Here is a 12,494-nt window from a genome sequence, read left to right as displayed (position 1 = left end):
GGAACAGTCATGGAAGAAACGAAACACCTGGCGCATGGTTTCGACGTCGCGGCGATCCGCCGCGCGGCGGCCAACCTCGATGACGGCGCCGTCACCGAGGGTTACCAGGCCGACCGCGAGGCGGTCATCGCGATGCTCAACGACGCGCTGGCCACCGAACTGCTGTGCATCCTGCGCTACAAGCGCCATTACTACACGGTCAGCGGACCGAACACCGGCCACATCAAGGCCGAGTTCCTCGAGCACGCCCAGCAGGAGCAAGACCACGCCGACCGCATCGCCGAGCGCATCGTGCAGCTGAACGGATCGCCCAACTTCAACCCGGCCACGCTGACCGCGCGCAGCCATGCCGAGTACGACGATTCCGACGACGTGCAGGCGATGATCCGCGCCGACCTGATCGCCGAACGCGTGGCGATCGAGTCCTACCGCCAGATGATCCTGGCGATCGGCGACAAGGACCCGACCACGCGCGCGCTGCTGGTCGACATCATGTCGGTCGAAGAAGAACACGCGGACGACATGCGCGACCTGCTTGCCTGAAGACAGGCATCATCCAACAACCACAACACTACGGAGTAGACCATGTACGACACCACCCGCAGCACCTACAAGTCCCAGGCCCATGCCCACCAGTTCGACAGCAAGGCATCCGAGGCATCGTCGGATGTCAAGGCGCTGGTGCGCGACGCCCAGTCGATGCTGAGCGCCGCCGCCGCACTCACGGGCGACAAGGCCGAGGAGCTGCGCAGCCGCGGCATGGAACTGCTCGACCGCGCCCTCGGCCGCGCCGGCCACTACCAGGACGAGGCCATGGAACGGGGCCGCGAACTGGCGCACGAGGCCGATGTCTACGTGAAGGACAACCCCTACCGCATCCTGGCGGTCGCCGCCGGCGTGGGCGTGCTGCTCGGCGTCCTCCTCAGCCGTAAGCAATAAGCGCCGCCGGGGGATTGCCATGCAAAATGACGACACCGTCGTGCACAACCCCGGCCTCATGGGCGGGATCTCGAGCCTGATGAAGAGCCTGTTCGGCCTGGCCGTGTCGCGTGTCGAACTGGCCGCGCTCGAACTGTCCGAGGTGCGCAACCACCTGATCGAGCTGGTGGCCCTGTTCGGTGCGGCCGTGCTGGCGATCTGGTTCGCCATCGCCTACGGCACCGCCACCATCGTCGCGCTGGCATGGGACGAGATGGGCTGGAAGATCCTGCTGATCCTGTTCGTCGTCTTCCTGGTCATCACGGGCATCCTGGTGGCGAAGGGCCTGGCGCTGCTGAAGCAGGACAAGCTCTCCTTCCCGGCAACCATGAAGGAACTGAAGAACGACCGCGACATGCTGCGCTAAGCGGCGACACGAAGGAGGGGAAACATGCACAATGAAGATGGAACGACCGGATTGGCCGGCCACAAGCACAGCATCGATCCGGTCAAGCGCAAGCAGGAACTGCTGCGCGAAGGCGAGTATTTCCGCACGAGTGTGGCGCAGGCGCGGGCACAGATCCGGCATGCGGCGCGGCCCGACGTGATGCTGCATGGTGCACTCGACCACGCAACCCATGCGCTGCGCGTGCGAGCCGATGCCTTGTTGCGGCCGACCGGCACCAATGTGTCGGCGCTCATGCCCTACGGTATGGCGGCATTCGACTTTATCCGCCATCGCCGACTCGGCAAGCAGGCTGGCGCTGCCGCAATTTTGCTCGGTGTCGTCGGGTGGTATGTACATAAGCGGCGTGCGCAGGCGGGACAAGCCTGAAGCAGCCGGATAACAGCAACACGACAGAATATGGTGGGGCTTGAGCGGCGTCGCAATCATTGATTGCACGCCGTTTTTTTTGTGCCCAAGGCGCCTGGATATTGAGTGCTTGCTGTGAGAACAGAAAATTCCGTACACTGATTCGACATCCACATCCGAAAGGGAAGCCATGAAGTTTGTAGTCCAGGCCGCATTGGGTCTTTCGCTGGTCTTCGTCAGCCCTGCATTCGCCGCGAGCACGGCGCCGGCGGCATCAGCCGCGGTGTCCGGTCCCGCGCACGTAAAAGCCGTGCAGGACCTGCTTGGCGCCATGCAGGTCGAAAAGGTCGTGCGCGGCGTTGCCGCGCGCAGCCGCTACCAGAGTGAAGCGCAGCGCAAGGCCGTGTTTGCCAAGCTCGACAGAACGCCGCCGGCGCTGGTGTACCAGCGCCTGGCGGCACCCCTGAGCCAGGTGATTTCCGCCGATACCGCGACCGAGATGACCCGCTTCTACCAGACCCCTTACGGCAAGCAGGTCATCCACAAGAAGTACAACAGCGGCTCGCAGATCATGATGCCCGGCATGAAGCCGGTGGTGCCGCCGGAAGAAAAGAAGGAGCGCAAGCGGGCTGCCTATGTCAAGGCGAGCAAGGAGCTTGCAGATGCTGAACCGATGATCGAGCGCGAAGCATTCAAGCTGCTGCAGCAGATCAACAAGGAAAAGGGCTGACGGGCGTTTCCGGACGGCTCAGGGCGTTTGCCCCTGGCCATCCACCTGCGCCTTGGCTTGCGCCATATCGCGTTGGTAGCTTGCGCGGGCCGCCTGCAGGCAGGTGCTGCGCTCGGCAGCCGTCACCTTCTTGCAGGCATTCTTCGCTTCCTGCAAGGCCGCACCGATTTCCTTGTGCAGGCTACGCAGCCGGGCCTGGCGGCTCGTATCTTCACGGTACCAGCGCGCCGGGTCGCCTTGGGCGATCTCGCGGGCCTGCTGCCTGGCGGCGACGGGATCGACGAGGGCGTCGCTGCTGGTCTGGGCGTGGGCAAGCAGGGTAGTACCGAGCAGGCAGGCACATGCCCCGCGCAACACGGTGGATAGATGTCGCATGCTGTCCTCCAACGAGAAACCAGGATGGCCGCGAACGGTCGGCTGTCCGCCTTTCCCCCGTTCGCGGCCAGCGAACGATCAATAGCGGTAGACGCGGCCGTCGACGATGCGCACGCGGTTACCCACGCGCAGGTCGTAGACGCTGTCCTGGGTCACGGTGCGGTACTCGCCGTTATCCATGCGCACGTTGATCTGGTACGCCTCGGCACCGCCGGCCTGGCGGTTACGCTCGACGCTGTTGCCGACCGCCGCGCCAGCCACGCCGCCCGCGACGGTGGCCGCGGTGCGGCCGCTGCCGCTGCCGACCTGGTTGCCGGCCAGTGCACCGACCACGCCGCCCAGGATGGCGCCGGCGCCGCTGGTGCGGTTGCCGCCCTGCGCCACCTGGATCGACTCGATCGTGCCGTAGCCCATCGAGACGTTGTTGTAGCCACTATTGTAGCCATTGTTTTGCGCGTAAGGATCCGACGAAGTACTCGCGCAGCCGGTGAGGAGGGCGCTCGAAGCCAGCACAGCAACAGCAAGGGTACGGGTTGCGTTCATGTTGTTCTCCTGACAAAAGTATGATGCCAGCTTAGTCACTGCCGCGTAAGGGGTCTGTGCGTTGACTAACGGTCCTTGCCCAGCGTATCGAGCCGCGCGGGTGCTTCGTATACCGATGAGTTGTTGCAGCCCTGTTGTTGTATGGCTGATGTGTTCGGCACCGAACAGATACCTCGTCCAGCCACGTGTAAAACGTCATTAGCGTGTTGACAAATGGAGAATAAAAAATGAAAACATCCCATGCTTTCCTGCTCATCGGCGCCGCGCTCGCCTGGGCCGGTTCGGCGCGAGCACAGGTGCTGCCGGACGCAAAGACCGTGTACGAACAAGCCAAGGCCACGGCCGAGGTGAACTACAAGGGGGCCAAGGCCAGGTGCGACCAGATCGCCGGCAACCCGCACGACCTGTGCATGGCCGAAGCCCGTGCGGCGCGCGTGCGGGTCGAGGAAGAAGCGGAAGCCGCCTACAAGAACACCTTGTCGGCCTATACCCAGGCCCGCATGCGCATCGCGTCGGCGAACTTCGACCGCGACAAGGTGCGCTGCGCCGCCGTGACCGGCAACGACCGCGACGTCTGCCTGGAGCAGGCCAAGGCGACCCTGATCGCCGCCCAGGCCGACGCCAAGGCCGACCGCAAGAGCATCGAAGCGCGCCAGGATGCACGCGAGGACAAGCTGGCTGCCGAATACCGTGTCGCCATCGAGAAATGCGACGCCTATGCCGGCGCCGTCAAGGACCAGTGCGTCAACGCCGCCAAGACCGCGTTCCGTAAATGAATTGCGGGCCGGCGTGCCGGTACCGCCCACTTGCCCGCACCGGGCTTCTTTAGTTGTTTGACCATCAGCAGTCTTTCGCAGTTTTTAATCAAGGAGCTATCATGAAAATCGCACAACGCCTCGTCACCGCCACTTTCGCTGCCGCCGTCGCCCTCACCGCCGTTGGCTGCGCTTCGTCGAACCCGACCTCGAAGACGGCCGGCGAGTACGTCGACGACGCTGTGATCACCACCAAGGTGAAGGCCGCCTTCGCTGCCGACCCGACCGTCAAGGCAACCGAAGTGAACGTCGAAACCTACAAGGGCGACGTCCAGCTGTCCGGCTTCGTGGCCGAACCGCGTGACGCCCAGCGCGCCGTGGAAATCGCACGCGGCGTACAAGGTGTAAGCTCGGTGAAGAACGACATCCGCGTCAAGTAATCCCGCACCGGGGCGGCCCGGCTCCCTTGTCAAGGCACGATCCATGCAGCTTGCACCATCCGAACCAGCCGAACCTGCTGCTCAAGCTGCCCAGGCTGCAGACGTGCCTGACAATACCGTCCCGGTGGCGCCGGTCCAGCAGGGACCCGGCGCCGACATCGAGCACGCAGGCGACGAGCTCGCAATCCACGCGGGCGGCCTGCGGCTGCCGATCCACGTCAATGCCCGCGGGCTCTCGCTCTGCATCCTCGCCACCATTGCCTGTATCTTCGCACTGCAATGGGCGCAGAAATTCTTCGTGCCGCTCCTGCTCGGCATCTTCATCGCCTACACCCTGAATCCGGTGGTGCGCTGGCTCGAACGCTGGCACGTCCGCCGCGTCATCGGCGCCACCCTGGTGACCGTGCTCATCCTGGGCGCGATGGGCGGCACCCTGTACCGGCTGCAGGACGAATTCTTCAACATCATCGACGAACTGCCGACCCTCACGACCAAGGTCACGCGCATCCTGACCAACAGCAGCGGCCAGCGCTCGACCATCCAGCAGGTCCAGGCGGCGGCTGCCGAGATCGAACGCGCCGCCTCCAACGCCACCGGGGGCGACCAGCGCCGCGCCATCCAGAAGCGCACCCAGAACGTGCCGCCGGCGCCCGCCACCGGCAGCAGCATCCGCGTGATGGACTGGGTGCTGGCCGGCTCGGTGAGCCTGGCGACCTTCCTGTCGCAGGCGACCATGGTGGTGTTCCTGGTGTTCTTCCTGCTGCTCGCCGGCGACACCTTCAAGCGCAAGCTGGTCAAGCTGACCGGCCCTTCGCTGACGCGCAAGAAAGTGACCGTGCACATCCTGGACGACATGAACAACGCGATCCAGAACTACATGTTCATGCTGCTGGTGACCAATGTCTTGCTGGCCCTGCTGACCTGGGCGGCGCTGCGCTACATCGGTCTCGAGAATGCCGGCGCCTGGGCCGCCTTTGCCGGCGTCGCCCACGTCATCCCGTATTTCGGGCCGCTCCTGATCACCATCGCGACCGGGGCGGTGGCCTTCTTCCAGTTCGAATCGCTGCGCATGGTCATCCTGGTGGCCGGTTCTTCGCTCGGGATCGCGACCCTGGTGGGCATGGTCGTGACGACCTGGATGACCGGCAAGATCGCCAAGATGAACCCGGCGGCCGTGTTCGTGAGCCTGCTGTTCTGGGGCTGGCTGTGGGGGATGTGGGGACTGCTGCTCGGCGTGCCGGTGGTGGTGGTGCTGAAGGTGGTGGCCGAGCGGGTCGAGGGGATGGAAGTGCTGGCGGAACTGCTGGGCGAGTAGCAGGATTACCGTAGCGTGGGCGGCTATGCCGCCCACGCGGTCAACGGACGCCAGCGCAGTCGCGGTATGTCAACCTACAGCTATCACCGCGTGGGCGGGAAAACAATCCACTGGACTGTTTTCCCCCGCCCACCCTACAGTCAGCTGGCGCGGCCGTTCTTCCAGGTGGCGCTCGGCTGGGGCGGCTCATCCTTCTTCTTGTCCCCGGTTTCCTCCTTCGGCTTGTGCTTCAGGCTACCCATCTTGAGGGCATACTGGCGGGCGAACTCGGCCCCGAGGAAGAAGATCTGCGCCGAGTAATAAACCCACAGCAGCAAGGCGATCAGCGAGCCGGCCGCACCGAAGCTGTCGGCGGTGCCGCTGTTGCCGATGTAGAGTCCGATGCCGAATTTCCCGAGCGTGAACATCGCCGCCGTACCGAGCGCGCCGATGATGACGTCATGCCAGGACAGCTTGATGCGCGGCAGCAGCTTGTAGATCACGCCGAACAGGGTGGCGATGACCAGGAAGCTGACCGCCCAGGCGACCCATCCCATGATGACGGCCGCTTCCTTCCACATGCCGCCGATGTACTCTTCGACCACCGCCAGCGCGGCGCTGACCACCAGCGACACCATCAGCAGGAAGCCGAGCACCAGGATCAGGCCGAAGGAAAGCAGGCGGGTGCGCACCAGGTTCCAGAAGCCGGCGTTCTTTGGCGGAGGCACGTTCCAGATCTCGTCCAGGCTGTCCTTCAGCTCGGAAAAGACGGTGGTCGCGCCGATCAGCAACAGCACGGTCGCCACGATGGTGGCGAAGAAGCCGCTGTCCTTGTTGCGGGCCCCGGCCAGGATGGTCTGGATCGTCTCGGCCCCCTGTGGCCCGACGAGGCCGCGCAACTGCGTCAGCAACTGGCCCTGGGCCGCTTCGGCGCCGTAGAAGAAGCCGGCGACGGCGATCACCAGCACCAGTACCGGCGCCAGCGAAAACAGGGTGTAGAAGGCGAGCGCGGCGCCCTTGCTGGAAGCGCGATGGTCCAGCCACTCCATCACCGCGCAGCGCATCACGTCCGCCAGCTGGCGTGAATACGGTAGCCAATCTTTGACAGCCATGTCCCATCCTCCAATTGAAAAGGGGGCCGCAGCCCCCTCGATTCACACGGTGCGTGATGCTCCGCTATACCGTTAGCTTATTGAACGCGCTTCTCGACGGTGATCTGTTCGACTTCGACGCGGCGGTTCGGCTCCAGGCAGTCGATCAGGGCCTTGCGGTTCTTCTCGGTGCACTGGACCAGCGGGTTGGCTTCGCCCTTGCCGTAGGCCTTCAGGCGGTTGCCGTCCACGCCCTTGCTGACCAGGTAGTCACGCACGGAATTGGCGCGGCGCTCCGACAGCTTCAGGTTGTACTTTTCCGAGCCCAGGCGGTCGGTGTAGCCGGTGACGTCGACGTCGGTGATGCTGGTGTCGGCTTGCAGGGCGGCTGCGATCTCGTCCAGTTTCGGCGACGGCATGATGAGGTCGGACCTGTCGAACTCGAACAGCTTGGTCGCTTCCAGGGTGACCTTCTCGAAGCGTGCCGGCGGTGGCGGAGGTGCGACCGGTGCCGGGGCCGGAGCCGGGGCTTCCATGACCGGAGCCGGTGCCGGGGCCGGTGCGGCGGCCACTGGCGGCGGGTTGAACGCGTAGTTCAGGCCGATGCTCATGTACTTGTTGTTGATGCGGCGGGTGCCGAACTGTTCGTGGTCACGCAGGAAACCGCGCACGGCGCGCACGTCGAACTGCAGCGACCACTGCGGGGTCAGCGTCGCCTGGTAACCGATGCCGGCGGTCAGGTAAGGGGAGTTCTTGCCGACATTGCGCAGCGGGTTCTGCACCTTGTCGCGTTCGAGGCCCAGGCCGAGGAGGACGAAGGGACGGAAGTCGCTGCGCGAGAACATCAGCAGGGCGTCGGCGCCCAGCAGGGTCTGGCGGTAGCGTGCAGGACCGTCTTCGAAGCGGACCTGGCTGCCGCCGAACTGGATGTCCCACATAGGCGCCACGGCCTTGCCGAACTTCAGGCCGCCGCCCCAGTCACGGTCCGCCACGCCCATGCGTGCGTCCGGCTTGGCCAGGATTGCGCTCGGCTGGATATACCACGACGGATTGATTTCTTGGGCCATGGTGGTGCCAGCCATGCACAGCAGTGCAGCGGCCAGGGCGATCTTCTTCGTATTATTCACAGGTGACTCCCATAAGGTGAAGGGTTGTTGACATCGCATGCCTTGACACAGATGTTGGATAAAGAATAACAGTGCAAGTTCCACAATCTCGGTGCGGTAGCGCACCTAGCGGGTCTGTCATGTGCGATTTTACAACAGTGACAAGAAAGTCACAGGAGCTCAACAGTGCGCACCGTTTTGGTGCGCTTTTTTTGAGGGTGGGAAAGACGCATTGCCGGAGAAATCAGGCCAGCGGCTTTATCAAAAATGCTTGCAGGAATGATCTCGAATGTTGGATGGCGCACAGACCGGGTGGGCTGACGCAGGCAATCTTGAGGCCAGTTAAGCGGAACCGAGATGTTGTCAGGGTGTCAGACGACACACAGCGACCCGGACCACACAGTCTCACTCTATAACGGAGCTCACCATATGCATGCAACGACCCATCACAACGCGGTGCAAGGCGACATCGGCGCGGTGCACACTTCCAGCAACTCTGCGCTGATCGAACGCGTTCCCCCGCAGCCGACCGAGCGCGCCCCGATTTCGCTGGCGCCGATCGAACGTGTCCGTTCGACCTCGGCCACCCAGCGCCGGATCGAAAACATGCAGAAGCTGATCAACGAACTGTCGACCCACGAAATGCTGGCCGACGAAATCGCCTGGTTCCTGAAGTTCTCGCCGTCGGGCGCCCGCAAGTACATCCGCGACCTGCGCGAAGCCGGCGTCATCGAACTGGCCCGCTACATCGAAGGCACCGCCACCTACCTGGGCAAGGCCGTGTACCAGATCTGCCCGGACCAGGACCGCGTCAAGGCCTTCCTGGCCGCGATCTGCCAGCCGAAGCGCGAAGGCGCCGCCCCGCGCAAGGAGCGCCCGGGCCTGCGCGAGCAGAACATGGCCGGCAGCGGCCGCCACTTCCACATCCTGGCGGACGACACCCACTATGCGATCCGCGTGAACCGCAGCCCGGTCACCCGCGATCCGCTGGTCGCAGCACTGTTCGGCCCGCCACCGGGCCAGACCGCCAAGGAACGCGCCTGATAGCGCGCCCCGGCCCGCCGCGGTAGAGACCCGCGGCAGCTGCCGGTCCAGACGATCGCTGTCGTCATTCAGCCGCGCCCTTGGCGCGGCTTTGTTTTTTCAGGCGAACAATTATTTGCAGCAGTTGCGTTGAAATCCGCTCAATAGTCCTTACCTCCCTCCCAACGCGGCCGAGGCTGCCGCTTCAGGAAAGGAAGACCGATGCCAAGCAGCGCACCATTACCGACCGCCGAGGCCCTGCAGGGCAGGGCGGTACCGCGGGTGACTTTCAAGGCCCGCCCCGGCGACCGGTGGCAGGACATCAGCAGCGATGAGCTGTTCAAGGGCAAGACCGTGGTCGTGTTCTCGCTGCCCGGGGCCTTCACGCCGACCTGCTCCTCGACCCACCTGCCGCGCTACAACGAGCTGGCGCCCGTGCTGCGCCAGAACGGCGTGGACGACATCGTCTGTATCTCCGTCAACGACGCCTTCGTGATGAACCAGTGGAAGGCCGGGCAGGATGCCGCCAACATTACCGTCATCCCGGACGGGAATGGCGACTTCACCGAAGGCATGGGCATGCTGGTCGACAAGCGCGATCTCGGCTTCGGCAAGCGCTCGTGGCGCTACTCGATGCTGGTCAAGGACGGCGTGATCGACAAAATCTTCATCGAGCCGGAGCGTGAAGGGGACCCGTTCGAGGTCTCGGACGCCGACACGATGCTGAGCCATATCAACCCCGATGCGAAGATTCCCGAGCCGGTCGTCATGTTCTCGCGGCCCGGCTGTCCGCATTGTGCGCGCGCCAAGGCGCAGCTGGAGGAGAATGGCATCGTGTTCACCGATATATCGGAAGACCAGAAGATCACGACCAGCGTGCTGCGCGGCCTGACCGGCCGCCTCACCTGGCCGCAGGTCTTCGTCGGCGGCAAACTGGTCGGCGGCGCCGACGAGGTGCAGGACTGGCTCGCATCGTCACGGGAAACTTGAGATGGAAGCACTCATCGCCGGTCTGGTGGCGGCCGGGTTGCTGGCGGCATGGCTGTGGCCGAAGCTGCGGCTGCGCCGTGCGCTCGCCCGTCCGCTGGCGCCGACGCAGCGCGCCATCCTCGAGCGCAACGTGGCCCAGTATGCGGGCATGGACCTCGCGCACCAGAAGCGCCTGCAGCGCCTGGTCCAGCAGTTCCTGCACGAGAAGGCCTTCGTCGGCTGCGCCGGGCTCGAGATCACCGACGAGATGCGCGTCACTATCGCCGGCCAGGCCTGCATGCTGGTGCTGGGCCGCGCCGGCGATGCCAGCCCGGCCACGCTCTATCCTTCGCTGCACGCGGTGCTGGTCTATCCCGGCGCCTTCCTGGTGCCGCGCCGCGAGGTCGATGCCGCCGGCGTCGTCACCGAGCAGCGCCAGGACCTGCTGGGAGAGTCCTGGGGCGACGGCCGCGTGATCCTGTCCTGGGACCATGTGCGGCGCGCCGGGATGGACGACTCCGCGCATCACAATGTGGTGCTGCACGAGTTCGCCCACCAGCTCGACAGCGAATCGGGCAGCACCAACGGCGCCCCCTACCTGGGCAGCACCGAGCGCTACCGCAGCTGGTCCGACGTCCTGTCGCGCAACTATGCTGCGCTGCAGCGCGATGCGATGTGGGGACAGCAGGGCGTGCTCGACCACTATGGCGCCAGCAATCCGGCCGAGTTCTTCGCGGTCGCCACCGAAAGCTTCTTCGAACAGCCGTGGGAGCTGGCGGCCCGCCACCCCGACCTGTACGAGGAATTCCTGAAATACTTCCGCGTGGATCCGCGCCACTGGGTGGCCGAACCGCGGCCGGTGTTCGACGATGCCTTCGGCACCGGGCTGGTGTACGGCCAGTGGCGCTGAGGGAGGCACGCTGCGTGCGCGTGCGTACAGAGGAAGGCGCGCGCACCGGGCATAGTCGAGTTACCACGATCCAGGAGAAATCGATATGTCCACCATTATTGCAGGGCGTTTCCAGCTTCAGGATGACGTCGACCGCGCGCGCCGCGCGCTGGCCGACGCAGGTTTCGACGCCGGCCGGATCAGCGGGTTCTACCTGAGCCAGCCGGGCCAGCACGACCAGACCCCGATCGGCGGCGATCATCTGCAGTCGCCCGGCGCCAAGGAGACGCCGAAAGGCGTGATGGAGGGCATCGCCACCGGCGGCGCGGTCGGCGCGGCCATCGGGGCGGCCACCTCGCCCGTCACCGGACCGCTGGGACCGATCGTCGGCGGCCTGGTCGGCGGCCACGTCGGCTCGCTGTTCAGCTTTTCGAAGATGAAGGAACGCGGCGAGTCCGAAGAAGGCAGCAATGAGAACCGGGTGCCGCCGCGCGAAGCCGGCATGCTGGTGGCGGTCGCCTTCGACGACGCCGGCCTGGCCGACCGTGCGGTCGACGTGCTGCGCCAGCTCGGCGCCCACCACATCGAGCGCGCCGAAGGCAATATCGTCGACGGCGACTGGGCCGACTTCGATCCCGGCAGCCGCCCCCAGCTCATCGCCTGAGCCCAGGTGCAGGCTTGATCCTGCTCAACGAGCCGCAGGGGACGCTTCCCTACACTCGGTAGTTCGCATCGCGGCAGGCGCGGCCTGGCGGATGCGGACAACCACGTCCAGGGGATTCCTCATGAGCAAACGCGTCGCCCTCGTCACCGGGGGCATGGGCGGACTCGGCACGGCATTGTGCCGTCGCCTGCATCTCGACGGCTTCACCGTCGCCGCCACCTTTTCACCCTCCAACCACCACCACCACGAATGGCTGGCCAGCCACCGCCGCGACGGCATGGATTTCATCGCGGTCGAGGCCGACGTTGCCGATTTCGACGGCGCGGCGCGTGCCCTGCAGCGCCTGCTCGCGCATACGGGCCGCATCGACGTGCTGGTCAATAATGCCGGACTGACGCGCGACCGCAGCATGCGCAGGATGGGCCTGGACGACTGGCATGCGGTCATGGGCGTCAACCTCGACGGCGCCTTCAACATGGCGCGCCATGCGATCGAACCGATGATCGCCCAGCGCTGGGGCCGCATCGTGAACATCGGTTCGGTCAGCGCACAGCAGGGCGCGCCCGACCAGGCCAACTATGCCGCCGCCAAGGCCGGCCTGCACGGGCTGAGCAAGGCGCTGGCGCTGGAAACCGCGCGTCACGGCGTCACCGTCAATACCGTCTCGCCGGGCCACCTCGAGACCCGCATGGTGCACGACCTGCCGCCCCAGGTGCTGCACGAACGCATCCTGCCGCAGATCCCGGTCGGGCGCCTGGGCCAGCCCGGCGAAGTGGCGGCCATGGTGTCCTGGCTGGTGTCGGAAGACGCCGGTTTCGTCACCGGCGCCAACCTGGCGATCAATGGCGGACAGCATATGTGCTGAGCGGCCCAGGCGCGGTGT

At 65.2% G+C, this 12,494-nt stretch carries 17 protein-coding genes; 13 read left to right on the top strand and 4 right to left on the bottom strand.

The features are described from left to right. Nucleotides 1–9 precede the first annotated feature (9 nt). The 5 genes from AC56LK_RS12130 (at nucleotide 10) to AC56LK_RS12110 (ending at nucleotide 2,462) form a co-directional block, all read left to right on the top strand. A complete protein-coding gene (locus tag AC56LK_RS12130) occupies nucleotides 10–543 on the top strand; it encodes a ferritin-like domain-containing protein (RefSeq protein ID WP_497184766.1) in 534 nt (177 codons plus the stop codon). 42 nt (nucleotides 544–585) lie between these two features. Next, nucleotides 586–939, top strand: coding sequence for an ElaB/YgaM/YqjD family protein (locus tag AC56LK_RS12125; protein WP_497184765.1), 354 nt, complete (start codon nucleotides 586–588; stop codon nucleotides 937–939). Between the two features lie 19 nt (nucleotides 940–958). Beyond that, nucleotides 959–1,345, top strand: a complete 387-nt coding sequence (locus AC56LK_RS12120; protein WP_497184764.1) for a phage holin family protein — start codon at nucleotides 959–961, stop codon at nucleotides 1,343–1,345. Nucleotides 1,346–1,369: 24 nt separating this feature from the next. After that, nucleotides 1,370–1,753, top strand: coding sequence for a hypothetical protein (locus AC56LK_RS12115; protein ID WP_497184763.1), 384 nt, complete (start codon nucleotides 1,370–1,372; stop codon nucleotides 1,751–1,753). 169 nt (nucleotides 1,754–1,922) lie between these two features. Beyond that, nucleotides 1,923–2,462, top strand: coding sequence for a hypothetical protein (locus AC56LK_RS12110; protein ID WP_497184762.1), 540 nt, complete (start codon nucleotides 1,923–1,925; stop codon nucleotides 2,460–2,462). A gap of 18 nt (nucleotides 2,463–2,480) precedes the next feature. Here AC56LK_RS12110 and AC56LK_RS12105 read toward each other — a convergent pair whose 3' ends face one another. Then, nucleotides 2,481–2,837, bottom strand: a complete 357-nt coding sequence (locus tag AC56LK_RS12105) for a hypothetical protein (protein WP_497184761.1) — start codon at nucleotides 2,835–2,837, stop codon at nucleotides 2,481–2,483. 78 nt (nucleotides 2,838–2,915) lie between these two features. Then, nucleotides 2,916–3,380 carry an outer membrane lipoprotein gene (locus AC56LK_RS12100; protein WP_497184760.1) on the bottom strand — a complete coding sequence of 155 codons (465 nt, stop codon included), beginning with the start codon at nucleotides 3,378–3,380 and terminating at the stop codon, nucleotides 2,916–2,918. Between the two features lie 227 nt (nucleotides 3,381–3,607). Here AC56LK_RS12100 and AC56LK_RS12095 point away from each other — a divergent pair, with 227 nt between their 5' ends. The 3 genes from AC56LK_RS12095 (at nucleotide 3,608) to AC56LK_RS12085 (ending at nucleotide 5,890) form a co-directional block, all read left to right on the top strand. Further along, nucleotides 3,608–4,156, top strand: a complete 549-nt coding sequence (locus AC56LK_RS12095; protein WP_497184759.1) for a hypothetical protein — start codon at nucleotides 3,608–3,610, stop codon at nucleotides 4,154–4,156. A 101-nt stretch (nucleotides 4,157–4,257) separates the two neighbouring features. After that, complete coding sequence (locus tag AC56LK_RS12090) at nucleotides 4,258–4,575, top strand: BON domain-containing protein (RefSeq protein WP_497184758.1); 318 nt, start codon at nucleotides 4,258–4,260, stop codon at nucleotides 4,573–4,575. A gap of 43 nt (nucleotides 4,576–4,618) precedes the next feature. After that, nucleotides 4,619–5,890: an AI-2E family transporter gene (locus AC56LK_RS12085; RefSeq protein WP_497184757.1), complete on the top strand. Its 1,272-nt coding sequence runs from the start codon at nucleotides 4,619–4,621 to the stop codon at nucleotides 5,888–5,890. Nucleotides 5,891–6,030: 140 nt separating this feature from the next. Here AC56LK_RS12085 and AC56LK_RS12080 read toward each other — a convergent pair whose 3' ends face one another. Together AC56LK_RS12080 and AC56LK_RS12075 are read right to left on the bottom strand one after the other, a co-directional pair. Continuing rightward, the gene (locus AC56LK_RS12080) at nucleotides 6,031–6,981 is read right to left on the bottom strand and encodes a YihY/virulence factor BrkB family protein (protein WP_497184756.1); all 951 of its coding nucleotides are present in this window, start codon (nucleotides 6,979–6,981) and stop codon (nucleotides 6,031–6,033) included. Between the two features lie 77 nt (nucleotides 6,982–7,058). Beyond that, on the bottom strand, nucleotides 7,059–8,087 hold the full coding sequence (locus AC56LK_RS12075) for an OmpA family protein (RefSeq protein WP_497184755.1): 1,029 nt from the start codon (nucleotides 8,085–8,087) through the stop codon (nucleotides 7,059–7,061). Nucleotides 8,088–8,495: 408 nt separating this feature from the next. Between AC56LK_RS12075 and AC56LK_RS12070 the strand changes: the two genes are divergently transcribed. The 5 genes from AC56LK_RS12070 to phbB all read left to right on the top strand — a co-directional run bounded on the left by AC56LK_RS12070 (nucleotide 8,496) and on the right by phbB (nucleotide 12,476). Continuing rightward, complete coding sequence (locus AC56LK_RS12070; protein ID WP_436106760.1) at nucleotides 8,496–9,110, top strand: winged helix-turn-helix domain-containing protein; 615 nt, start codon at nucleotides 8,496–8,498, stop codon at nucleotides 9,108–9,110. 201 nt (nucleotides 9,111–9,311) lie between these two features. Next, nucleotides 9,312–10,079: a glutathione peroxidase gene (locus AC56LK_RS12065; RefSeq protein WP_497184754.1), complete on the top strand. Its 768-nt coding sequence runs from the start codon at nucleotides 9,312–9,314 to the stop codon at nucleotides 10,077–10,079. A gap of 1 nt (nucleotide 10,080) precedes the next feature. Further along, complete coding sequence (locus tag AC56LK_RS12060; RefSeq protein WP_497184753.1) at nucleotides 10,081–10,968, top strand: M90 family metallopeptidase; 888 nt, start codon at nucleotides 10,081–10,083, stop codon at nucleotides 10,966–10,968. An 85-nt stretch (nucleotides 10,969–11,053) separates the two neighbouring features. After that, nucleotides 11,054–11,611 carry a hypothetical protein gene (locus tag AC56LK_RS12055; protein ID WP_497184752.1) on the top strand — a complete coding sequence of 186 codons (558 nt, stop codon included), beginning with the start codon at nucleotides 11,054–11,056 and terminating at the stop codon, nucleotides 11,609–11,611. 121 nt (nucleotides 11,612–11,732) lie between these two features. Further along, nucleotides 11,733–12,476, top strand: coding sequence for an acetoacetyl-CoA reductase (phbB, locus tag AC56LK_RS12050; protein ID WP_497184751.1), 744 nt, complete (start codon nucleotides 11,733–11,735; stop codon nucleotides 12,474–12,476). The last annotated feature ends 18 nt before the right edge of the window (nucleotides 12,477–12,494 follow it).

Source organism: Telluria sp. ZB4P36, from assembly GCF_059685865.1.
Note: the sequence above shows the minus strand (reverse complement) of the source record. Positions and strands in the feature narration are given on the sequence as shown.